General features: G+C 70.8%; 22 protein-coding genes. 11 read left to right on the top strand and 11 right to left on the bottom strand.

The window, feature by feature from the left end; all coding sequences use genetic code 11:
• Window positions 1–74: 74 nt before the first annotated feature.
• On the top strand, window positions 75–1,082 hold the full coding sequence (locus tag O7623_RS17645) for a bile acid:sodium symporter family protein (RefSeq protein ID WP_282224126.1): 1,008 nt from the start codon (window positions 75–77) through the stop codon (window positions 1,080–1,082).
• A 50-nt stretch (window positions 1,083–1,132) separates the two neighbouring features.
• On the opposite strand, the gene O7623_RS17640 is transcribed toward O7623_RS17645, so the two are convergent.
• The 3 genes from O7623_RS17640 to O7623_RS17630 all read right to left on the bottom strand — a co-directional run bounded on the left by O7623_RS17640 (window position 1,133) and on the right by O7623_RS17630 (window position 4,186).
• Window positions 1,133–2,005: a hypothetical protein gene (locus O7623_RS17640; RefSeq protein WP_282224125.1), complete on the bottom strand. Its 873-nt coding sequence runs from the start codon at window positions 2,003–2,005 to the stop codon at window positions 1,133–1,135.
• Window positions 2,006–2,141: 136 nt separating this feature from the next.
• Window positions 2,142–2,696, bottom strand: coding sequence for a hypothetical protein (locus tag O7623_RS17635; RefSeq protein ID WP_282224124.1), 555 nt, complete (start codon window positions 2,694–2,696; stop codon window positions 2,142–2,144).
• A gap of 125 nt (window positions 2,697–2,821) precedes the next feature.
• Window positions 2,822–4,186 (bottom strand): LCP family protein, encoded by a 1,365-nt coding sequence (locus O7623_RS17630; protein WP_282224123.1) that lies wholly within the window; start codon window positions 4,184–4,186, stop codon window positions 2,822–2,824.
• A gap of 161 nt (window positions 4,187–4,347) precedes the next feature.
• On the opposite strand from O7623_RS17630, the gene O7623_RS17625 reads away from it, so the two are divergent.
• Both O7623_RS17625 and nhaA read left to right on the top strand, forming a co-directional pair.
• Window positions 4,348–6,297 carry an asparagine synthase-related protein gene (locus O7623_RS17625; protein WP_282224122.1) on the top strand — a complete coding sequence of 650 codons (1,950 nt, stop codon included), beginning with the start codon at window positions 4,348–4,350 and terminating at the stop codon, window positions 6,295–6,297.
• Window positions 6,298–6,553: 256 nt separating this feature from the next.
• Window positions 6,554–7,945: a Na+/H+ antiporter NhaA gene (gene nhaA, locus O7623_RS17620; RefSeq protein ID WP_282229453.1), complete on the top strand. Its 1,392-nt coding sequence runs from the start codon at window positions 6,554–6,556 to the stop codon at window positions 7,943–7,945.
• A gap of 35 nt (window positions 7,946–7,980) precedes the next feature.
• Here nhaA and O7623_RS17615 read toward each other — a convergent pair whose 3' ends face one another.
• Entirely contained in the window at window positions 7,981–9,642 is a 1,662-nt protein-coding gene (locus tag O7623_RS17615; RefSeq protein ID WP_282224121.1) for an ABC-F family ATP-binding cassette domain-containing protein, read from the bottom strand.
• A 39-nt stretch (window positions 9,643–9,681) separates the two neighbouring features.
• Between O7623_RS17615 and O7623_RS17610 the strand changes: the two genes are divergently transcribed.
• The 3 genes from O7623_RS17610 (at window position 9,682) to O7623_RS17600 (ending at window position 11,239) form a co-directional block, all read left to right on the top strand.
• The gene (locus O7623_RS17610; protein ID WP_282224120.1) at window positions 9,682–10,434 is read left to right on the top strand and encodes an ROK family protein; all 753 of its coding nucleotides are present in this window, start codon (window positions 9,682–9,684) and stop codon (window positions 10,432–10,434) included.
• A 182-nt stretch (window positions 10,435–10,616) separates the two neighbouring features.
• Entirely contained in the window at window positions 10,617–10,988 is a 372-nt protein-coding gene (locus tag O7623_RS17605) for a tetratricopeptide repeat protein (protein WP_282224119.1), read from the top strand.
• On the top strand, window positions 10,985–11,239 hold the full coding sequence (locus O7623_RS17600) for a Smr/MutS family protein (RefSeq protein ID WP_278111949.1): 255 nt from the start codon (window positions 10,985–10,987) through the stop codon (window positions 11,237–11,239). Before O7623_RS17605 ends, O7623_RS17600 begins: the two co-directional genes overlap by 4 nt.
• A gap of 45 nt (window positions 11,240–11,284) precedes the next feature.
• Here the strand turns inward: O7623_RS17600 and O7623_RS17595 are convergent, their stop codons facing one another.
• Window positions 11,285–11,884 carry a TetR/AcrR family transcriptional regulator gene (locus O7623_RS17595; protein WP_282224118.1) on the bottom strand — a complete coding sequence of 200 codons (600 nt, stop codon included), beginning with the start codon at window positions 11,882–11,884 and terminating at the stop codon, window positions 11,285–11,287.
• 88 nt (window positions 11,885–11,972) lie between these two features.
• On the opposite strand from O7623_RS17595, the gene O7623_RS17590 reads away from it, so the two are divergent.
• Entirely contained in the window at window positions 11,973–12,797 is an 825-nt protein-coding gene (locus tag O7623_RS17590) for an SDR family NAD(P)-dependent oxidoreductase (protein WP_282224117.1), read from the top strand.
• On the opposite strand, the gene O7623_RS17585 is transcribed toward O7623_RS17590, so the two are convergent.
• The 6 genes from O7623_RS17585 to O7623_RS17560 form a co-directional block, all read right to left on the bottom strand.
• Window positions 12,727–13,437 (bottom strand): hypothetical protein, encoded by a 711-nt coding sequence (locus O7623_RS17585; protein WP_282224116.1) that lies wholly within the window; start codon window positions 13,435–13,437, stop codon window positions 12,727–12,729. The two genes, O7623_RS17590 and O7623_RS17585, sit on opposite strands and share 71 nt — an antisense overlap.
• Window positions 13,434–14,198, bottom strand: coding sequence for a MerR family transcriptional regulator (locus O7623_RS17580; RefSeq protein WP_282224115.1), 765 nt, complete (start codon window positions 14,196–14,198; stop codon window positions 13,434–13,436). The genes O7623_RS17585 and O7623_RS17580 overlap by 4 nt, the downstream gene beginning before the upstream one ends.
• A gap of 57 nt (window positions 14,199–14,255) precedes the next feature.
• A complete protein-coding gene (locus tag O7623_RS17575; protein ID WP_282224114.1) occupies window positions 14,256–15,539 on the bottom strand; it encodes a glycosyltransferase in 1,284 nt (427 codons plus the stop codon).
• A 62-nt stretch (window positions 15,540–15,601) separates the two neighbouring features.
• A complete protein-coding gene (locus O7623_RS17570) occupies window positions 15,602–16,501 on the bottom strand; it encodes an RNA polymerase sigma-70 factor (RefSeq protein ID WP_282224113.1) in 900 nt (299 codons plus the stop codon).
• Between the two features lie 49 nt (window positions 16,502–16,550).
• Window positions 16,551–17,747, bottom strand: a complete 1,197-nt coding sequence (locus O7623_RS17565; protein ID WP_282224112.1) for an FAD-dependent oxidoreductase — start codon at window positions 17,745–17,747, stop codon at window positions 16,551–16,553.
• Between the two features lie 126 nt (window positions 17,748–17,873).
• Window positions 17,874–18,314, bottom strand: a complete 441-nt coding sequence (locus O7623_RS17560; protein ID WP_282224111.1) for a hypothetical protein — start codon at window positions 18,312–18,314, stop codon at window positions 17,874–17,876.
• 137 nt (window positions 18,315–18,451) lie between these two features.
• Here O7623_RS17560 and O7623_RS17555 point away from each other — a divergent pair, with 137 nt between their 5' ends.
• The 4 genes from O7623_RS17555 (at window position 18,452) to O7623_RS17540 (ending at window position 22,664) form a co-directional block, all read left to right on the top strand.
• Window positions 18,452–18,820, top strand: a complete 369-nt coding sequence (locus O7623_RS17555) for a nuclear transport factor 2 family protein (protein ID WP_282224110.1) — start codon at window positions 18,452–18,454, stop codon at window positions 18,818–18,820.
• Window positions 18,821–19,085: 265 nt separating this feature from the next.
• The gene (locus O7623_RS17550; RefSeq protein ID WP_282224109.1) at window positions 19,086–19,307 is read left to right on the top strand and encodes a hypothetical protein; all 222 of its coding nucleotides are present in this window, start codon (window positions 19,086–19,088) and stop codon (window positions 19,305–19,307) included.
• A 29-nt stretch (window positions 19,308–19,336) separates the two neighbouring features.
• Window positions 19,337–20,242: a 16S rRNA (cytidine(1402)-2'-O)-methyltransferase gene (rsmI, locus tag O7623_RS17545; RefSeq protein ID WP_282224108.1), complete on the top strand. Its 906-nt coding sequence runs from the start codon at window positions 19,337–19,339 to the stop codon at window positions 20,240–20,242.
• 205 nt (window positions 20,243–20,447) lie between these two features.
• Complete coding sequence (locus O7623_RS17540) at window positions 20,448–22,664, top strand: glycoside hydrolase family 9 protein (protein WP_282229452.1); 2,217 nt, start codon at window positions 20,448–20,450, stop codon at window positions 22,662–22,664.
• Window positions 22,665–22,732 lie beyond the last annotated feature (68 nt).

Below are 22,732 nucleotides of genomic sequence, written 5' to 3'. Positions count from 1 at the left end.
GGTGATCGCCTTTCCCGCTGACCCTGGGTCGGCCCAGAATGGCGGTGCACCCACCCCTGACCTGGAGCGACCGGATGCGCTGGCCCCGTTGGCTGATCATCGACCCGTTCATCGCGATGCTGCTCGGCGTCGTGGCACTGGCGGCCCTGCTACCGGTACGCGGCACCGCCGCCTCGGTCGCCGGCGTCGTCGCCAGTGTCGGCATCGCGCTGCTGTTCTTCCTGCACGGGGCCCGGATCGCCCCCGCTGCGGCGCTCGCCGGGGCTCGCCACTGGCGCCTGCACACGGTCGTGCTGAGCACCACGTTCGTGGTGTTTCCGCTGCTCGGCCTCGCCGTCGGGCTGATCAGTCCGCAACTGCTGCCGGCCGACCTGTACCAGGGCGTGCTCTTCCTCTGCGTGGTGCCGTCGACCGTGCAGTCGTCGATCGCGTTCACCTCGATCGCCCGCGGCAACGTCCCGGCGGCGGTGTTCAGCGCGTCCTTCTCCAACATCGCCGGGATCGCCCTCACCCCGCTGCTCGCGGTGCTGCTGATGGCAGACACCGGGGACCTGCGCCTCACCGCCGGCTCGATCGGGTCGATCGTCGGCCAGCTGCTGCTGCCGTTCGTCGCCGGCCAGCTGTCGCGCCAGTGGACCGCCGGGTGGATCACCCGGCACAAGAGTCTCACCTCGATGGTCGACCGCGGCTCGATCCTGCTGGTGGTCTACACGGCGTTCAGCGCCGGCATCGTCGCCGGGATCTGGCAGCAGATCTCCGTCGGGCAGCTGCTGATCCTGGCGGCCACCGTGAGCGCGCTGCTCGCCGTCGTCATGGGGCTGCTGTTCGGGGTCAGTCGACTGCTCGGCTTCGACCACGCCGACCGGGTCGCCACGGTCTTCTGCGGCGCGAAGAAGAGCCTCGCCACCGGGCTGCCGATGGCCGCCGTACTGTTCAGCCCGCAACTGCTCGGCCTGCTGGTCCTGCCGCTGATGATCTTCCACCAGATCCAGTTGATCGTCTGCGCGGCGCTGGCCCGCTGGTGGTCGGGCCGGGCGACCACCGCCGAGGCCGAGACCGGTCAGCCGGCCGCCGCCGGCTGACCCCGCGCCCCGCCGAGGCCGGTCGGGCGCTGTTCCTCGGTCCCCGAGGGTCAGGCGGACCTGACCCGCCGGGCGACCAGCCCGACGCCGGTCAGCAGCACCAGACCGACCAGCAACGACGCGCCGACGACCGTCGGGGTGGTCACCATCTGCGCGGCCAGCGTCGCCGGCACGCCGGTCGTGCCCGGCGCGGGGAAGGTGATCCGGCCGGTGGCGCTGTGCTCGATCCGCCCGCTGCGCAGCCGTACGGTGACCGTCCACGGCCCGGCCGGCAGATCACCCGGCAGCTCGATCCGGACCTCGCCGGACTCCCCGGGTAGCAACGTGGTGGCGGTGGCGACGTCGAACGGTCCGGCCCGGATGCCGGCCGGGCCGTCGGCGAGGTCGACCTCTCCGGTCAGGTCGACCGCCCGGCCGCCGGTGTTGCGTACCCCGACCGTGAGCGACGGTGTCCCGGCGTTGTCGCGGGCCGGCACCATGCCCTCGATAGAGAAGTCGGAGCGCGGCTCGCCGCCCATCCCGACGTCCAGGTAGACCCGGACGCCGGTGCGATGCACCTGGCGGATCTCGGCGGCATCGGTGCCGTCGGCCGATGCACCGGTCGCGGCCCAGACCACCGCGTACCGCTCGCCCTCCGAGGCCTGCGTCGGTACGGCGATCGCGACCTCGACCTCGGCCTGCCCGTACGCTGCCAGATCCACCGTCGATTCGCCGACGGTGATCCAGGAGGTGAGTTCGTTGCCGGTCCGGCCGCTCGCGAACCGGAACCGCCCCTGCTCGATGCTGGCGGCACCGGCGTACACGTCGACCCGACGGGGCTGAGCCGACTTGTTGACCACGAGTAGTCGCCGCTCGATCCCGGTGCCGGGTGGCACGTGGTCGACGATGTACCGGTGCGCCCGAGGGTCGGCCCGCCGCTGCACCGGGGCCTCCAGCAACTGAATGCCGATGCCGCCCGGCGCGGGCTGCTGACCGGCGCCGGCCCGGGCGGTGAGGCCCGGACCGGCGACGAGGCACAGCGCGGCGACGCCGGCGACGGCGAGCCGGTGCCGGTAGCGGTCAGGCGACCGAATGGGTCACCGTCCCGGTGTAGGTGCCGGCGACGTTGGCGAGCGGTACGTTGACGTCCAGCGTCGGGTTCCAGGTCGCGGAGTTGCTGCCGGTGCCACCGTCGTGACTGAACGCGGTGACCGGTGTGACGTCGCTCAGCGCGACGGCGTTCTCCGCCAGGGGCTGGCCGGGGGTGAACGTCCCGTTGCCGGTGGTCGCGGTCGCGGCGCCGGACCAGTAGTCGATGCTCGTCACGTCGATGATCTCGCTCGGGTCCCCGCCGTCGTCGGTCTCGAAGTCGGTCCCCTCGACGGTGGCGTCCCAGGAGGCGTCCGCCGCCGCGCGGGTGTCGTCGACGGTGACCGCGCCGAGTTGCGCGGTGATGGTGGTGCCGCCGTCACCCGAGCCGAGGTCGGCGGTCGCGGGAACGGAGAGGTCCAACGTCCCGGCGGCGACGTCGAAGGTCGTGGCGGTGTTCTCCTGAGCGAGGGCCGGCATGGTGGTCAGCGCGAGCGTGGCAACCGCCGCCATCGCGACGATCCCTACCTTGTAATTTTTACGCACGATTCTTCCTGCCTCCTGATTCGGTCGGGTGCGGCGTCCGTCGCCGCACGGTGGCGGTCCCCGCTGGGACCCGTACTCCCCGGGCTCCGGTGATCCTCGGCCCGAGGAGGCTCGCGGCGGCCGGGTCAGCGCACGACGGTGTCGAGCTGGTCGGCGCCGTACCGGTCGATGTAGCCGTCGAGGTCGTCGTTGCGTACCGCGCTCCAGAAGTCCACGCCGCGTTCGGTGTCGAGCCACATCACCCACTGGTCGCCGACGAAGCCGGTGGAGGCGACCGGAGCAGTGACGAATCGGACGTCGTTGCGGATCTTGCGCAGGTCGAAGGTGAGCTGGCGGAGCTTGTCGTTGGTTAGCCCGTCGTCGACGGTGACCGTGCCGGTGATCGCGTCGAGCAGGGCGCTGAGCTGGCGAGGGCTGGTCAGGGTGTCCCGGTCCAGGGTCTCGGTGAGCAGTGCCCGCAGGTAGTTCTGGTGCCGGCGCATCCGGTCGAAGTCGCCCTCGGGCAGGCCGTGGCGCTGCCGCACGTACTGGACGGCCTGCTCACCGGTGAGCCGCTGTGGGCCGGCCGGCCAGCTGGCGTTGAGGCTCAGCCCCGGGGTGCCGGCCGGGATGTCGACCGTGACGCCGCCGACCGCGTCGGTCAGGTCGCGCAGGCCCGCGAGGTCGATCACCGCGACGTGGTCGATCCGCAGGCCGGTCGCGTTCTCGACGGTCTGGACGGCCAGGCTGACCCCGCCGAGGGCGTACGCCGAATTGATTTTGAAGTTGTCGTGGCCGGGAATCGGCACCCAGGCGTCGCGGGGGATCGACACGACGTACGCCTGCTCATGGTCGGCGGTGATCCGGACGACCATCAGCGAGTCGGTGCGCCCGTACGGGGTGTCGGCGGCGTCCGCTCCGGTCGCGCCGGGTGCCTGGCTGTCGATGCCGGCAAGCAGGAACGTCATACCCTCCGGGGTCGGCGCGGGGCGCTGCTCGGCGGGGATGGCCGAGAACGGGTCGGGAATCCGCTCGATCTCACCGAGGTAGTGGTGGCCGACGAGGGTGACCGCGCCGGCGGCCGCGAGCGCGGTGGCCACCAGGCCGGTGATGCCGAGCAGGGCGATCCGGCGCAGTCGGCGGGGGCGACGGGTGGGCTCCGGGCGTCGGTGCGCCCCGCCGCCGGTCGACGAGACGGTGACCACCGGCTCCGGTGCCGGCTCCGCCGACGCCGGTGCATCAGCTACGGCCTGCCCGGTCCACCACTGCGCCTGCTCGGTCGACCACTGTCCCTGATCGCCTGACCAGTGCGCCTGCTCGTCTGACCAGTGCGCGTGCTCGGCCGGCCAGTCCTCCTGCCCGGTCGACCACTGGGTCCGGTCGACTGTCCATTGTTCCTGGTCTGCCGTCCACTGGGCCTGGTCGGCCGGCCATGCCTGGTGCTGCTGGGTCCGTTCGGGTTCCTGCGGGTACTCCGGGAATTGGTCCCGGTCATCCGGTCGTCCGGTCATTTTGTCACCTCTGACCTCGGTCGATTCGGGATCAGACTAACCAGACATTCGGCATCTATCAGGAGAACTGGTCAATAGCCGGAGCGAATCTCAGGCCGTCCGGGTGAGGTGGTTTCGCCGACCGGGGCCGCTGGGGCGACCGAGACGGCTAGCGTCACCGTATGTCAGCAATAGTCGGGATTGTCGGAGATACAGGAGGTGACGGCGAGCTGGCTCGGCGCCTCGCTGCCGCCTGCGCACCGGCGGACATGGCCGACGCCGGCTGGTACGGCGACGACTGGGCGACCATCATCGCCCGCTCCTCGCCGTACAGCGGCGGCGGACCCGGACCACGCCCCGGGCGAGGACCCCGTCCGGGGAGCGGGGTCGGGGACGGCATCGTCGCGGTCGGCACCGGAGCCCACCCGGATCTGGCCGAGCGCTACCGACGCCACGGCGACGACCTCGTCCGGCACCTCGCCGGGGGGTTCGCCGTCGCGGTCTGGGACAGCCGCCGACGTCGACTGCTGCTGGCCGGCGACCACACCGGTCAGCAGACGATCTACTGGCGGCTGCGCGGCGGGCAGCTCGTCTTCGCCTCCCAGTTGCGCGCCCTGCTCGCCGATCCCCGTACCGGCCGTGACCTGGACCTCGTCGCGCTGCACCATTACCTGACCTACCGGTACGTCCCGGCCCCCTGGTCGATCGTGGCCGGGGTCCGCAAACTGCCACCGGGCAGTCGGCTGATCTGGCAGGACGGGCGGGTCGTCGTCGACCGCTACTGGAGCCCGACCGCGCCGGCCCGTGCCGACGTCGTGCCGGCCCACGTCGATGCCGACTCCGCGTCGGCCCACGCCGCACCGGCAGTCGCGACCGGTGACCCGTCGGCCGGCCCGACCGCCGACATCGCCGGGCAGTTCCGGCAACGACTCGTCGCGGCGGTCCGCGCCCAGCTGCCCGCCGACGGGCCCCCGCAGGTGCTGCTCTCCGGCGGAATCGGCGCGTCCCTGGTCGCGGCGGCGGCGGCGACCTGCACCGGCCGGCCGATCCGGACCTGCACGGTGACCTTCGACGATCCGCGCCTGGACCAGCGGGCGACCGCCCGCCAGGTCGCCGGGCATCTCGGCGCCGAGCACCAGGAGTACCCGGCGTCGGGGATCGACTCGGCTGTCGCACAGGAGATGGTCCGCTGGTGCGACGAACCGTCCGGCGATCCGGCCGCGTTCGGCTCCTTCCTGGTCGCCCGGTACGCGGCGGTGCGTTCCACCGACGTCCTCAGCGGGCTCGGCGGCCCGGCCGTGTACGGCGGGTTCCCGCACCATCTGCTGCTGGGCTGGCTCAGCCGCTGGCCGGACCGGGCCGGCGGGCTGCCCCGGGTGCAACGGGTCGGTGCCGCGCTGGTGGACCGCAGCTTCCCCGGTACGCCGGTGCGTCGGCTGGGCCGACTGCTGGAGGTGGCCGGCTGCGCCCCGCCGCTGCGCTACGCCCGGATCGTCGGGCAGTGCAGCGGCGAACAGAAGGACGACCTGTACACCGGGGCGCTGCGTACCGAACTTGCCGATGTGGACAGTGGCCGGCTCGCCGAGGCCGCCTACCTGGCCGGCGACGGCGGCTCCCCGCTGGCCCGGATGATCGACGCCGACCGGCACGGCTACCTGCCCGGCGGTGTGCTCTACCGGTGGTCGTCGATGACGGTCGGGGCCGGCCTGCGGCTGCGGGCACCGCTGCTGGACCACCGGTTGTTGGACTGGGCGGCCTGCCTGCCGGCGCGGTGCAAGGCGCCGGGCGGCCGGCGGCAGCTGGCCCGGCAGGCGGCCGCCGGCTGGCTGCCGGCGCGGCTTACCTGGCCGGCGCCGGTGTCCGACCGGTTGCCACTGGCCGGCTGGCTACGCGTCGAGCTGCGGGAACTGGCCCGCGACACGCTGACCGACCAGACCTGCCGGGACCGTGGTCTGTGGCGGCCGGCGGCGGTACGTCGGTTGCTGGACGAACACGACGCGGGCCTGGACCACGCCTACACCCTCTTCACGTTGTTGCAACTGGAACTGTGGATCCGACACTGGGGCGGGGTGGTGGCATTCGCTCCCACCGGACAGCGGGCCGGTGTGGCGACTGTTCCGCCGCTGCGGTAGGCGGTCGGGCCGGTGCGCTGAGTGGCGTGGGTCGTACGGCGGCCGCTCGGGCCGTCCGTCAGTCGCACAGTGCCTGGTCAGGCGAACATGACCTTGGAAGAATCCGGGTACGGGGGAGAGCGTACCGCCCATGATCATGTTCACCATGTGCCGACCTTCAGTGATCGGGGCGAAACGGATAGTGTGGTGACCGCCAGTGCGCCGGTGACCCACGCCAGCGGTGCCCGATGTGACAGTGGAGGTGGAGACCTACAACATGGCCGACCCGACCCCCACCAAGGCGTCCAAACCCGACAAGAACCCCACACCGCCCGAGTCCCGCCGGCCGTTCCAACTCTCCTCCTGGGCGGAAGCCAAGTTCATCGGCGACGTGCTGCGCACCGAGACCGTCGGCGGCGGGCTGTTGCTGCTCGGCGCGGTCATCGCGCTGATCTGGGCGAACTCGACCTGGGGCGACACCTACGAAAGCCTCGGGCAGTTCGTGCCGTGGGCCGGTGGGGAACCGCTGTACCTCGACATCAACCTCGCACACTGGGCGGCCGACGGGCTGCTGGCGATCTTCTTCTTCGTGGTCGGTCTCGAACTCAAGCGGGAATTCGTCGCCGGTGAACTGCGCAGCCCGCGCCGCGCCGCTCTGCCGGTGGTCGCCGCGATCGGCGGCATGACGGCACCGGCGCTCATCTACGTACTGATCAACCTGAACACCGGCGACGGCGCGCTGCGCGGCTGGGCGATCCCGACCGCCACCGACATCGCCTTCGCCCTGGCCGTCCTGGCCGTGATCGGCTCCCATCTGCCGCAGGGCCTGCGCGCCTTCCTACTGACCCTGGCCGTCGTCGACGACCTGCTGGCGATCACCATCATCGCCTTCTTCTACACCGAGCAGGTCAACTTCCTCGCCCTCGGCGGCTCACTGCTGCCACTGCTGATCTTCGCGTTGCTGCTGCGGGCCGGAAAGACCTGGTGGTGGGCGCTCATCCCACTGGCCGCCGTCACCTGGACCCTGATGCACGCCTCCGGGGTGCACGCCACCATCGCCGGGGTGCTGCTCGGGTTCATGGTCCCCGTACTGCCCCGCAAGGGCGAACACCACGGCCTCGCCGAGCACTTCGAACACCTGTGGCGACCGGTCTCGGCCGGCTTCGCCGTACCGGTCTTCGCGTTCTTCGCCGCCGGAGTGTCGCTGCGCGACGGCGGCATCGGCTCCGTGCTGACCGACCCCGTGGCCATCGGCGTCATCGCCGGTCTGGTCCTGGGCAAGACCATCGGCATCCTCGGCGCCACCGCGCTGATGACCCGGTTCACCCGGGCCGACCTCGGCGGCCTGAAATGGGTCGACCTGCTCGGGGTGTCCCTACTGGCCGGCATCGGCTTCACCGTGTCGCTGCTGATCGGCGAGTTGGCGTTCGGCGCCGGCAGCGACCGCGACGCCCACGTCAAGGCGGCCGTGCTCATCGGTTCGCTGACCGCCGCCCTGCTCGCCGCCGTCATCCTGATCCAGCGCAACAAGGTCTACCGAAGGATCTCCGCTCAGGAACAGCGCGACGCCGACGGCGACGGGATCCCCGACATCTACCAGCAGCAGGACCCGCCGGACGTCACCGAGTCGGCCGACGGTCCGACAGCGGCACCCGACGACAGCCGCTGACCCGCGCGACGCTGCCGGCGGCCCCGTAGTCCCACTCAGTCCAGGGACAGGTCCAGCAACGACTGGAACGCGGGGCCGCCGCCACCGCCGAGGGTGAGCCGGCGGGTCAGCCGGACCGACTCCAGCATCCGACGATCGTGGGTCACCAGCAGCAGCGTGCCGGTGAACGACTCCAACGCCGACTCCAACTGCTCGATCGCCGGCAGGTCCAGATGGTTGGTCGGCTCGTCGAGCACCAGCAGGTTCACCCCGCGGGCCTGCAGCAACGCCAACGCCGCCCGGGTCCGCTCACCTGGCGACAGGGTGGCCGCCGGCCGCAGCACGTGCCCGGCCCGCAGGCCGAACTTCGCCAGCACCGTACGGGCCTGCGCCGGGGCCAGGTCGGCCGCCGCCCGGAACGCCTCCAGCACCGGCTCGTCCCGCAGGAACAGCTGGCGGGCCTGGTCGATCTCGCCGACCACCACTCCTGGGCCGAGCCACGACTCACCCGATTCCAGTGGCAACCGGCCCAGCAGTGCACCGATCAGCGTCGATTTGCCCGACCCGTTCGGACCGGTGATCGCCACCCGGTCCGCCCAGTCGATCTGCAGATCCAGCGGGCCGAGGGTGAACCCGCCACGGCGTACCACCGCTTGTCGCAGCACCGCGACCACCGCGCCGGAGCGGGGCGCGGCAGCGATCTCCATCCGCAGCTCCCACTCCTTACGTGGCTCCTCGACGACCTCCAGTCGCTCGATCAGCCGCTCGGTCTGCCGGGCCTTCGCCGCCTGCTTCTCCGCTGTCTCCGCCCGGAAGTTGGGGACGAACTTGTCGTTGTCGGTGGCCTTGCGCCGGGCGTTGCGGACCCCCTTCTCCATCCAGGCCCGCTGGGTGCGCGCCCGCGCCTCCAGCCCGGCCCGGGTGTCGGCGTACTCCTCGTACGCCTCGCGGGCGTGCCGGCGGGCCACCTCCCGCTCGGCCAGATAGCCGGCGTACCCGCCGCCGTACTGGTTGACCTGCTGCTGGGCCAGGTCCAGCTCGACGATCCGGTCGACCGTGCGGGTCAGGAACTCCCGGTCGTGCGACACCAGTACGGCACCGGCCCGCAGCCCGGTGACGAACTGCTCCAGCCGGGCCAGCCCGGCCAGGTCCAGATCGTTGGTCGGCTCGTCGAGCAGTACCACGTCGTAGCGGCTGAGCAGCAGCGAGGCGAGCTGGGCGCGGGCCGCCTGGCCGCCGGAGAGCGCCGTCATCGGCTGGTCCAACGCCACCGCCAGACCCAGATCGGCCACCACCTGCTCGGCGCGTTCGGCCAGGTCGGCACCGCCGAGATCCAGCCAGCGTTCCAGCGCCACCGCGTAGTCGTCGTCGGCGCCGGCCCGGCCGGCCGCGAGGGCCTCGGCGGCGGCGTCCATCGCCTGCTGCGCCGCCGCCACCCCGGTCCGGCGGGCCAGGAAGTCGCGCACCGACTCGCCCGGTCTGCGCTGCGGCTCCTGCGGCAGCAGCCCGACGGTGGCGGTCGGCGGGCTGAGCGTGACCGTGCCCGACTCGGGCGCGGCCGTGCCGGCGAGGATCCGCAGCAGCGTCGACTTGCCGGCACCGTTCGCGCCGACCAGCCCGATCACGTCCCCCGGCGCGACGACGAGGTCCAGCCCGGCGAAGAGTTGCCGGTCACCGTGCCCGGCGGACAGGTCCTTGGCGATCAATGTGGCGCTCATGGCCCGGCGATCGTAGCCGCCGACCGGCAAACTGTGCTGATGATTTCCACGCTGGCGATCGACTGCGGCGGCGGCGGCATCAAGGCGTCCGTACTCGACGAGACCGGCACCATGCGGGCCCGGCCGCTGCGGGTGCCGACGCCGTACCCGCTGCCGCCGGAACGCTTCGTCGAGACCCTGCGCGGCCTGGGCGACCAACTGCCGGCCGCCGACCGGGTCACCGTCGGCATGCCCGGCATGATCCGCCACGGCGTCGTGGTCGCCACCCCGCACTACGTGACGAAGGCCGGGCCGCGGACCAGGGCCGACCCGGCGCTGTTCGCCGCGTGGTCCGGCTTCGACGCCCGTACGGCGTTGCACGCCGCCTTCGACCTGCCGGTCCTGGTGCTCAACGACGCCGAGGTGCACGGTGCCGGGGTGGTCGCCGGGGCCGGCTGCGAACTGGTCCTGACCCTCGGCACCGGACTCGGCTGCGCGCTGTTCGACGGCGGCCTGCTCGCCCCGCACCTGGAGCTGTCCCAGGCGCCGGTGCGCTGGGGGCAGAGCTACGACACCTACGTCGGCGAGCACGAACGCCGCCGGCTCGGCGACGCGTTCTGGTCCCGGCGGGTACGCGGTGTCGTCGACGGTCTGCGTCCGGTGTTCTGCTGGGACCGGCTCTACCTCGGTGGCGGCAACTCGCGGCTGATCCGTCCCGAACAGCTGGCCAGAATGGGCGACGACGTGGTGGTGGTGCCGAACACCGCCGGCATCGTCGGCGGCGTCCGGGCCTGGACCCTGGTCGGATCGTGACCGGTCCTGCCGGGCCGCTGGTCGGGTCGTGACCGGTTCATGGCGGAAAGCGACGAAGCTGGCCGGGTGACCGGCGGATGTCCGGTACGGGAACAGTCGCATTCCGTCCGTGGTTGTGCCAGCGTCAGGGTTGTCGGTGATCGCGACCTGATACTGATGGCGACCGGAAAGGTGGGGCGGCCATGGATCTGCTGGAGGAGTACCGCCGGGCGAACCTGTACTTCGACTCCGGTGACCCGTCCGGGGCGGCCCGGCTGCTGGAGCCGATCATCGCCGCCGAGCCGGACAACTCGGCCGTCCGCCAACTGCTGGCCCGCTCCTACTTCCAGTCCGCGCAGTTGGGTCGGGCCGAGGAGCAGCTGCGGGAGTTGATCGCCCGGGACCCGAGCGACCACTACGCCCACCACGTGCTGGGCCGTACCCTGGAACGGCTCGGTCGGCCGGCGCAGGCGCTGCGGCACCTGCGGTTGGCCGCCGCCATGCGGTCCGAGCACTCGGACTACCTGGCCGCGCTGCACCGGGTCGAGGAGAAGGTCAACGGAAGGGCGTCGTGAAGCTCAAACTGGACCTGCACGACATCTTCAACCGTGGCCAGGACATCGACCGGGCGTTGAAGGGGATCATCGACGAGGCGGTGGCCAAGAAGGCCACCCTCGTCGAGATCATTCCCGGCAAGGGTTCCGGCCAGCTGAAGAAGCGGGTGCTGCGGTTTCTCGACCAGAAGGAGATCAAGCAGCTCTACCACCGGGTGGAGAAGGACTCGAAGAACTTCGGTCGGTTGTTCGTCCACTTCCGCTGGAAGTGACTCCGCCAACGTCTCCGCCAACGTCGTGGGAAGCGGCGCAGCAACTCATCGTGGGCTGAGCGTCGCCATCGCGCGGTCGATGTACGCGGCCAGCGGGTCGGCCGTCGTCGATACCAGCCAGGCGTGCTGTGCCGCGATCAGGCAGCCGAAGGCGGCGGCGGTGAGGGCACGCGGCGTCGGGTCGTCGGCGGCGTACGGGGTGCCGGCCGCCTCGGCGCGCTCGCGCAGCACGGCGACGACGGCGTTCTGCATGCTCTGCAGTTTGCCCAGGTAGACGGCGAGCAGCGCCGGTGTCTCCAGGATCACTCGCTGGACCGGCTTGGTGACCTGCTGCTGGGCTGGTGACTCCACGATGTCGAACAGCCGACGCAGCGACGTCCAGACCGGTTCGTCGCCGGGCCGGGTCCGCAGGTTGTCGAGCATGCCGTCGGCGCCGAGGTCGAACTTGCCGACGACGATGTCCTCCTTCGTCGCGAAGTACCGGAAGACGCTGCGTTGGGACATGCCGACGGCCGCCGCGATGTCGTCGATGGTCGTGGCGTCGTAGCCGTGGGACACGAACAGCTGCAGCGCCGCTTCGGCGATGTCGCGCTGCACCGCTCGGCGGGTGCGCTCCCGCAGGCTGGTGGGTTGCTTGCCGCTCATGATGCCGCCACGGTAGCACCCGCCGCCATGTTGGACACCCTCCGCCGAACTTGTCAGTCACTGACATGTTGGGCGTATGCTGTCACCCATGACCAGGACGATCGTCATAACCGGCTCCAGCGACGGCATCGGCGCTGCGGCCGCCCGCCAACTCCACGACGACGGCCACCGCGTCGTCATCGTCGGTCGATCCCCCGGCAAGACCGAGGCCGTCGCCCGCGCGATCGGCGCGGACCACTTCCTCGCCGACTTCACCCGCCTCGACGAGGTACGCACACTCGCCGCCGATCTCGACGCCACGTACCCGCGCATCGACGTGCTCGCCAACAACGCCGGCGGCGTCTTCGGCGACCCGACCAGGACCGTCGACGGCTTCGAGCAGACGTTCCAGATCAACCACCTGGCGCCGTTCCTGCTGACCCGGCTGCTGATCGACAAGCTGACCGCCTCGCGGGCCACCGTCATCCAGACCTCCAGCGTCGGGGCCCGGCTGGCCGGCAAGCTCGACATCGACGACCTCAACCTCGACCGCGACTTCGACCCGGTACGCGCCTACAGCGCCGCCAAACTGGAGAACATCCTGTTCACCACGGAACTGCACCGCCGCTACCACGCCGAAGGCATCGCCGCCGCCGCGTTCCATCCGGGCAACGTCGCGACCAGCTTCGGCACCCGGTCGGCGAGCCGGCTGATGCGGTTCATCACCACCAACCCGGTCACCCGGGCCATGCTGACCACCCCGGAAAAGGGCGCCGATCAGCTGGTCTGGCTGGCCACCAGTCGGCCCGGCGCCGACTGGGAGCCCGGCTTGTACTACGAGAAGCGCCGACCCGCCCGACGAGTCAACTCCCAGGCGTACGACCCTGATCTCGCCCGCCGACTGTGGGAGCGCTCGGAGCAGCTGCTTGGCTGACCGGCGATGGCACAGGACGGTCGGTCGCGGCCCGCCGGGTCGACCAGGCCGACAGTGCGGACGTCGGGTCGTCGGCGAAGAACCGGACCGTCCGTACGTGTGCGACACGGCCCAAGGGGCGGACCACCCGGACCGGCTCGGCCAGCTCGACCACCAGGTTCGTCTGCGCGATCGCCGACACGATCAGCACGTCACCGTCGACGAGGATGGTGCCCTGCTCGTTGTAGTTGCGCACCATCCGCACCTCGGTGACCAGTCGGCGGGGCACCCGTACGTCCAGGAACCCGGCGGACCGGACCCGGATCTCGTCGGGCCCGATCACATGCGGTCGGGTCACGGTCGCGGCGATCACGGCCAGAGCGATCAGTACGCCGTACGCGTCGACGATCAGGATCCCGTGCCGCAGCGGGTCCGGCGCGCCGACCGCCCGCAGCAGGATCTCCACCGCGACCAGCTCGACGATCGACACCACCAGGAACATCACCATCGTCGACGCCACCGCCCCGGCATAGGGCACCGCCGTCGCCGACTCCGGTACGCCGTGGCGGCGACGGCGCACCCACAGCCAGAGGCTGACCAGGCCGGCGGCCTCGAAGCCGGCCAGCCGGCGCAGCACCACCCCGACCCGACGCGCGGTCATCGTCGGCCTCGCAACCGGGCGACCAGCAGCCGGAACACCTCGGCCTGGGCGGGGGAGAACTCGCGGGTGATCGCGGTGACCCACTGGACGCCGTCCGCGTCGTCGGCGTTCGTGGCGATCGCCTCGGTCATCTCGGCCGGCAGGAAACCCTCCAGGTCGGCGGCGAGCGACGCCACCCGCGCGTCGGCCGGATCGGCGTGGGCGATCTCGTCGAGCCGCCGATAGAAATCCTGCGTTCGGGCCAGCATGGCCGGCTCGGTCAACGGCTGGAACAGCGCGCTGAACTCGCCCCGCTGCTCCGGCGCGACCCCGGTGTCCAGTAGGGCCAGCATCTCCCGGTCCATGGCGGCGAACGCCGAGCCGTCGGTCGGCAGCTGACGCAGCACCTCCGCCATCTCCTCGGAGACCGTGGCATCGGCGTCCAGCTCCTCGACTGACTCACCGGCGGCCAGCAGCGCGGCGAGCCGTTGCCGCCGGCCGGCGATCCCCGCCTGCTGGCGGGCCAGGTCGGCATCCAGCTCGGTGAGCACCTCGCGCAGCTCCCGCCCCTGGTCGTCGGCGAGCACGTCGCGGATCTCGTCGAGGGAGAGCCCCAGCTCGCTCAGCCGGCGTACCCGGGCCAGCGCGACGGCGTCCCGCAGCCGGTACTCCCGGTAGCCGTTGGAGAGCCGTTCGGGCTCGGGTAGCAGCCCCAGGTGGTGGTAGTGGCGCACGGTCCGGGTGGAGACCCCGACCAGCGCGGCAAGCTCGCCGATCCGCATGCCACCAGTAGAAACGTTGCCGCTACGACAAGGTCAAGACAACCCGAACTCTCGGCTCTACGGCTCCTCGGCGAACTGCTCCAACAGGTCGACCGCGACGACGACGCCTTTCTCGGCCCGGACCTGTTCGCCCAGCCGACGCGCGGCGGCGATCATCGCCGGATCCTCGACGGCCTGGCGGATCGCGGCGGCCAGCCCGGAGGCGGTCAGGCGCCGTTGGTCAATCGGCGCTGGCGCGACACCCAGCTGCTGCATCCGGCGGCCCCAGAACGGCTGGTCCGCGACGAACGGGCAGATCACCTGCGGTCTGCCCGCTCGGATCGCGGCGGCGGTGGTGCCGGCGCCACCGTGGTGCACGATCGCCGCCACCCGGGAAAACACCACGTCGTGGGGGAGGTCCCCGGTCGCGAACACGTCTGCCGTCGACGGAATCTCCTGCAGCCCGCCCCAGCCGGTGGCGAGCACGCCACGGACGCCGGCGAGCCGCAACGCCCGCACCACCTCCTGCGTCGTGGCCACCGGATCCGGACCCGCCATGCTGCCGAAGCTGACGAAAACCACCGGCTCGTCGCCGCGCTCCAGAGCGGCGGCCACCGGCTCGGGTACGGCCCTCGTCGCATCCGTCGCCGCGTCCATGAACCAGTAGCCGGTGACGCGGGCCGTCGGCGGCCAGTCCGTCGGGCGGGGCAGTACCGCTTGGCTCACGGCGTGCAGTACGGGAGCAGCCTGGCCGTCCGCGCGGCGCAGCGGATCGTGCCGGCCGCGTCGTCGAGGCAGGCCGAGGCCGGCGCGCCACCGGTCCACGGTGCGACCGAACATCACCGTCACCGCCGTCATCCCGGCATAGGTCGACCGGTTCAGCCACGTCGGGAGCCGTTCGGGCAACTGCTGGCCAGGCCATGGGAACTGCCGGGTGGGCACGTACACCGGTGTCGGCAGAGCCATGACCGCCGGCACACCCAGTCTCTCCGCTATGTGATGACCCGCCATGATCTGGCCGTTGTGCACGATCAGATCGGCATCGGCGCCCGGCCCGGTCGAGGCCACCTGCCAGCAGTCGTCGAGCACGGCGGTGACCATCGTCCGCATCCTGCGCATCAGGGCGAACTTCGCGCGGACCCCACCGGCGGCCACCTCGCCCACCGTGCTGGCGCTGTCCACGACCCGCAGCGGGCCGTCGTCCACCCGGGCGAACGGCACCCCGTGCCCAGTGACGAGATCAGCGAACCGTTCCGGCGCCGCCAGTACCGCATGATGGCCGCGATCCTGCAGTTCGCGGGCCAGCGCCACGAACGGCTGCACGTCACCACGGGTTCCCAGAGTCAGGATCAGGACTTTCATCGGTGAGGCTCCTACAGATGTCGGCCAGGCTCCGCCCTACCGCCGGTGGAGCGTGTGCCTCGTCAGCGGCCAAGGGTCAGCGGGGTTGCGGTGTGTATCCGAGCGAGTTTGCGCGGGTTACGTACGTAGTAGAGGCCGGCGATGAGGCCGGTGTCGACCTGGACGGTGAGAACGCCGTCGAGTTCGCCGTCCAGGTGCACGAGTAGCGCGGGGCTACCGTTGACCAAGGTCGGTTGAACCGTGATGGTGCCGGGAACCTTGCCGAGACCGCCAAGGAACATCCGAGCCACCTTGTCGGCACCGACGACCGGTCGCAGCGTGGCATGCTTGACGCCGCCACCGTCGCCGACCAGGACGACTCCGGGGGCGAGTACATCCAGCAGGCTCTGCGGGTTGCCAGTCTCGATCGCGCGTTGCAGCGACTGCAGCGCGGCCCGGGTCTGGTCTGCCGAAACCGGGTGACGTGGCCGGCGGGCATCGACGTGTCGGCGGGCGCGGTGGGCGATCTGGCGTACGGCGGCAGGGCTCTTGCCAACAGCTGCGGCGATTTCGTCGTAGCTGAAAGTGAAGGCCTCGCGCAGCACGAAGACGGCCCGCTCGGTCGGCGACAGCGTCTCGAGGATCAGCATGAGAGCGATCGACATGCTTTCGGCGAGTTCGACATCCTCGGAGACATCGGGGGTGGTCAGTAGCGGTTCCGGCAGCCAGGGGCCGACGTACGCCTCCCTGCGGCGCTTCGTCGTACGCATCCGGTTGAGCGCCTGGCGGGTGGTGATGCGAACCAGGTAGGAACGTCGGTCGCGGATTCGACCGAGATCGACGTCGACCCATCGCAGCCAGGTCTCCTGTAGAACATCCTCGGCGTCGGCTGCCGATCCGAGCATCTCGTAGGCGACGGTGAACAGAAGGTTGCGGTAGCTGAGGAAGATGTCGGTCGCCGGGTCGATGTCCTGCGTACTCAATGTCCGACCTTTCGCAATGCTCCCGTGCTATGGACCACAGCTCGGCGGATTAGGCCGACCACGCACCCGAAGTCCGCACCCGGCCCGTTTCGGCCTGCAGCAACCGCTGCCGCCTGTCATTGCCCAGCCACCTGTGCGATCCGGGCTCGCGGGCCTCCTTGGCGAGGTGGCTCACGCTGAACTTGTAGGTGAGTGCCTTGAGTTTCGCCCCGAGGCGGCCGTCGACGAAGAGCCTCGTCGCGATGTCGTCCCTGTTTGCCACCTGATAGATGCCGGCACGTGGGCCTAACCCGACACACATGGCGCCGAAGAACACACTCGCCGGCTCGGCGGAGGCACCCGCGATGCGCCGGAGCACGCTGTCGGCGGCGTGCGCGCCCAGGCAGCTCGCGGTGTAGGCGCTCATTCGGTACGGCAGGCCGGACGGCGCCACGCAATCCCCGGCCGCGACGATGCGTTCGTCGTCGATGCTGGTCAGCGTCTCGTCGGTGAGCAGACGACCGATGGCGTCGGTCCGCAAACCGCTGCGGGCGGCCAGATCCGGCACCCCGAAGCCAGCCGCCCAGATCGTGACCGTGCTCGGCAGCGTACGACCGTCGCCGAGCCGGACGGTGTCCCGCCCGACCTGTGCGACGTCGGTGCCGGGACCGGCGAGTACGTTCACCCCGATCCTGGTCAGTGACCTGGCGGCTGAGCGGCGTGCCCGCGGATGCAGGTAGGCGCCGAGCTCGCCGCCACAGGCCAGGGTGACCCGGTGACCCCGATGGGCGAGCTCGGCGGCGGTCTCGATGCCGGTCGGCCCGGCTCCGACGACCGTCACCGTGGTCGCTGCGGGCCTGCCGACGATGACCGCACGCAGCCGCTGGGCCGTCTCCAGGGTGGCCATCGGATAGGCGAACTCAGCCGCTCCGGGAACACCCGGTTCGGTGCTCGCACTGCCCACCGCGTAGACAAGATAGTCGTAATCGACCAGGTCGTCCGTTGCCAGCGTCACCCTGCGCCGCGCCGGGTCGATCTCCGTGACGGTGTCCCCGACGAGCCGGACACCATGGGCAAGTACGTCCCGGTAGTCCACGACCGCGTCGTGCGACCCGGCGACGACGTGGTGCAGCCGAAGCCGTACCACGAAGTTCGGTCGCGGATTCACCATCGTCACGGTGACGTCGCCGCGTCGCGTCAGGCGATTGGCGGCCATGACGCCGGCGAATCCGCCGCCGATCACTACCACCCTGATCTTCCCGCTCACTGCTGACTCCCTTCGCTGACGGTCCGACCCGAAGACACCGGCGCAGCGCCCGGTGTGACTGTCGTGACCCAGGTCACGCGGCGAGCTCTTCGGTGTGATGAGTCGGGCGAGTGGTCGTGCGTGGCGTCAGCGGCGGTAGATGTCCGGGAATGCGGCGATCGCGGTCTGCAGGTCGGCCAAGGGTCCGCCGTCGATCGGTGTGCGGGCGGCCAGCAACGCGCCGGTGCCGCGCCAGACCGCCACTGCGTAGTCAGCCTCGGGCACCTGGCACAGCGGCCGACCAGCGGGCGTGCTCAGCTGCAGACCATGACGGCGGGTACGGCGTACGGCGAAACCCCAGCCGCTGGCGGCGCTGGTCAACACGTAGCTGGCGTCCGGGTGCGCCAACAGGGTCACGACACCGCTGAGCATGTCTGCGGCGACGAGATACACCATCGACAAACCGCGAGACCCGAACTGGCGGGAACTGTGGGCCCCGCCGTCCCAGCACACACTGACGTGCCCCAACTCGAACCCGGTCACCTGCGCTGGAGCATCGACAGGCACGTCGAACTGCACGGCGATCACCCCAGCATGATCACAGACCCGGCCAACCAGCCCAGAGCCTCGGCAGCGCAGCGGTGGCACGTCGGTGCTGGAGACTCTCGGCGGTGCCGTCGCTGTCGAAGTAGCCTGGAATTCCACCTAGCCAGGGGGCCCACATCGTGCTCGACGAGCTGCTCGACCTTGAACACCAGGGGTGGGCGTCGCTCTGCGGCAGCACCGGCGCGGACTTCTACGGACGGATCATGACCAGCGACGGCGTCATGGTCCTCGCCCACGGCCAGGTCTTCGATCGGCAGGCAGTCACCGAATCCCTGAACGAGGCACCGCCGTGGCGGACCTACGACATCACCGACGAACGGCTCATCGCCCTCAATGGCGATCAGGCGATCCTCCTCTACACCGGCCGCGCCTACCGCGAGGAGGGCGAGCCCGCGTTCGTCGCGCTGATGTCCAGCGTCTACACCCGTCAAGAAGGCGTCTGGCGACTCGCCCTCTACCAGCAGACGCCCATCCCACCCCAGTCCTAGACCGCCCACGGCGCGGTCGGATCGGTTCTACCTCGGTGGTTCGGGCCAGGCGAGCCGGGCCGAATTCGCCGGCCTCTACCTCTGACCACCGGCCTCTTGATCCACTACGCCTCATCGACTCGACACGCCGACGCCTCGTCAGATCACCCGCATCCGATGAACCGCAAACACCGCGCCGGCCGGTGTCCACGCGGTCCGGGCGGCGCTGGCCCGCTACGGCGTCTTCACCGCCGGCCCACCCAGGCCAGCGACTGACAGGGGCGACGTGTCCCGGCGGATCGACCATGCCTGGTCGACGTACCAGCACGGCGACTATCCCCGGTTGCTGCGGATGACGCCGGAGCTGCTGGACGCCGGCACGAGACCGCCACCGGCTGAGATCCGCGCCCGACCCTCCGCCCGTACCCTCGTCGCGGACATCGCCCGCACCGGACCGCAGGTCGCCGGCGTCGCCCGGCTGGCGACGGCGCTCGGGCTGACCTGCTGACGTCGGACCGGGCTGGCTACCATCGCCGGGTGAGTGAGGCGAAGCGGGGGGCTGAGGGCGCGCGGGGCAGCGCCGAAGGCGAGCAGCGGCGCGGCACGTTGTCGGTGGTGCCGACGCCGATCGGCAACCCGCGTGACATCACGCTTCGGGCGTTGGACGTGCTGCGGACCGCCGGGCTGGTCGCCGCCGAGGACACCCGGCGGGCGCGGCGGCTGCTCGACGCGCACGACATCGACGTCCGGGTGGTCAGCTGCTACGACCACAACGAGCAGGCGCGGACGAAGGAGCTGGTCGACGCCCTGAACGCCGGCACCGACGTCGCGTTGATCTCCGACGCGGGTACGCCGCTGGTCAACGACCCCGGCTATCTGGTCGTCGGTGCGGCGCTCGCCGAAGGGCTGCGGGTCGACCCGCTACCCGGGGCCAGCGCCGCGCTGAGCGCGCTGGTCGGCTCCGGGCTGCCGGCCAACCGATTCCTGTACGTCGGTTTCCTGCCCCGCAAGTCGGCGGCGCGGCGGACCGCGTTGACCGAGATTGCCCCGGTGGCCGCGACGTTGATTTTCTTCGAGGCGCCGCACCGGGTGGTGGAGATGCTCGCCGACGTGTGTGAGGTGCTCGGCGACCGGTCGGCGGCGTTGGTGCGCAACCTGACCAAGTCGTACGAGGAGTGGCTGCGCGGGCCGGTGTCGCAGGTGCACGCCGACCTGGCGGCCCGCGACGAGGTCAAGGGTGAGGTGACCGTGGTGGTGGAGGGTGCACCACGGCGCGACGCGGCGGCCGGTGGCGTCGGCGGTGCGCTCGACCCGGACCGGGTGATCGAGTTGTTGTTCGGTGCCGGCCTGGACACCCGGACGGTGCGCTCGCTGGCGGGCGCACTGACCGGTCTGCACCGCAACGAGGTCTACGACCGGGTATCGGCGCTGCGCCCCCGGTAAAGGGCCTGCATAGATCTATTGACATGCTCGAAACACGCTGCGAATATTCGAGTACTGCGGGTGGGAGCGCTCCCACCCGCTGCTTTCGATGCACGACCGCTGACGCGGCGCCGGGCAGAGCCTTGCTCACGCCGCACGACCATCGAAAGGAACCGGCGTGTCGATTCTCTCCCGGCGGCGGACCGTCCCGCTCGCCGTTACTGCGGTGGCGGCGCTCACCGCTACCGCCCTCACCGCCGCTGTTCCTGCCCACGCGCAGGACGAGGCACCGGAACAGATCGTCAACGGCACCTTCGACGACGGCCACGACCCCTGGTGGGGAACTCCCAACATCACCCTCGACTCCAGCAGCCAGCAGCTCTGTGCCGACATCCCCGGTGGCACCGTCAACCCGTGGGACGTCATCATCGGCCAGGACAACGTCCCGCTGGTCGCCGGTGAGACGTACGAATACAAGTTCTTCGCCACCGCGACCCCGAACAAGGTGGTCCGGGCGCTGATCCAACTCCCGGTCGATCCGTGGACCCAGTACATGGCGGCCAACCCCGAGGTCAGCGTCTCCGGCAACAACTACACGTTCACCTTCACCGCCCCGACCGACCTGCCGAACGCGCAAGTAGCCTTCCAGATCGGCGGCAGCGCCGACCCGTGGCGGTTCTGCCTCGACGACGTCTCGCTGCGCGGCGGGGCGGAACCGGAGGAGTACGTGCCGGACACCGGACCCCGGGTGCGGGTCAACCAGGTCGGCTACCTGCCGAAGGGGCCGAAGAACGCCACCCTCGTCACCGACGCCACCGACCCGCTGCCCTGGAAGCTGTACGACTCCAGCGGCAAGGTCGTCGTCAACGGCAAGTCGACCCCGCGCGGGCTGGACGAATCCTCCGGGCAGAACGTCCACTCGATCACGTTCAGCCGATTCGTTCGGCCCGGCACCGGCTACACCCTGGTCGCCGACGGCGAGACCAGCTTCCCGTTCGAGATCGGCACCAGCTTCTACACCCAGCTGCGCGCCGACGCGCTGAAGTTCTACTACACCCAGCGCAGCGGCATCGAGATTTCAGACGAGCTGCGGCCCGGCTACGGCCGCCCGGCCGGGCACGTCGGCGTCGCCCCCAACCAGGGTGACCTGGAGGTGCCCTGCCAACCCGGCGTCTGTGACTACACCCTGGACGTCTCCGGTGGCTGGTACGACGCCGGTGACCACGGCAAGTACGTCGTCAACGGCGGCATCTCCGTCTACCAGCTGATGAACGAGTACGAGCGGAGTCTGCGGGTCGGCCAGGGCAACTCGTGGCTGCAGCGCGACGGCGTGCTGGACCTGCCGGAGAGTGGCAACAACCTGCCGGACATCCTCGACGAGGTTCGCTGGCAGCAGGAGTTCCTGCTGAAGATGCAGGTCCCGGCCGGGCAGCCGCTGGCCGGCATGGCCCACCACAAGATCCACGACGCCGCGTGGACCGGCCTGCCGCTGCTGCCGCACCTGGACGCCCAGCTGCGGGAGCTGCACCCGCCGTCGACCGCTGCCACCCTGAACCTGGCGGCGACCGCCGCCCAGGCGGCGCGGGTGTTCACGCCGTACGACCCGGCCTTCGCCGAGCGCAACCTGCGCGCGGCCCGGACCGCGTGGGCGGCGGCCAAGGCCAACCCCGAGATGTACGCCGACCCGGCCGACGCCATCGGCGGCGGTCCCTACGACGACGTCGACGTCACCGACGAGTTCTACTGGGCGGCCGCCGAGCTCTACCTGACCACCGGGGAACGGGAGTTCCGCGACTTCGTGCTCGCCTCGCCGCACCACACCGGTGACATCTTCAAGGAGGGTGCCTTCGGCTGGCAGTGGACCGCGCCGCTGGGCCGGATGGCCCTGGCCACGGTGCCGAACAGCCTGCCGGGCTGGTGGCAGGTGCGGGCGTCGGTGATCGAGGCGGCGGACCGCTACCTGGCCACGCTCAAGGCTCACCCGTACGGCGTCCCGTACGCCCCGGCCGGCAACATCTACGACTGGGGCTCGAACAGCATCGTCGTGAACAACGCGATCGTGATCGCCACGGCGTACGACCTGACCGGCAAGGAGAAGTACCGGGACGGGGTGCTGCAGTCGATGGACTACATCTTCGGCCGCAACGCGCTCAACATCTCCTACGTCACCGGCTACGGCACGGTGTCGTCGCAGAACCAGCACTCCCGCTGGTACGCCCGGCAGCTCAACCCCGAGCTGCCGAACCCGCCGCGTGGCACGCTAGCCGGTGGCCCCAACTCGTCGATCCAGGACCCGGTGGCGCAGCGGCTGCTGACCGGCTGCGCGCCGCAGTTCTGCTACGTCGACGACATCGAGTCCTGGTCCACCAACGAGTTGACCATCAACTGGAACGCGCCGTTGGCCTGGATCGCGGCCTTCATCGCCGACCAGGGTCGCGGCTGATCCACCCTCCTCTGCCCCTTCCCACCCCTCCCATGATCGCGACGATCTTGCACTTATCGTTGGACGAA

This window comes from Solwaraspora sp. WMMD791, from assembly GCF_029581195.1.
Taxonomy (GTDB): domain Bacteria; phylum Actinomycetota; class Actinomycetes; order Mycobacteriales; family Micromonosporaceae; genus Micromonospora_E.
The sequence above is the reverse complement of the archived record's forward strand: the minus strand, read 5'-3'. Positions and strand labels throughout refer to the sequence as shown.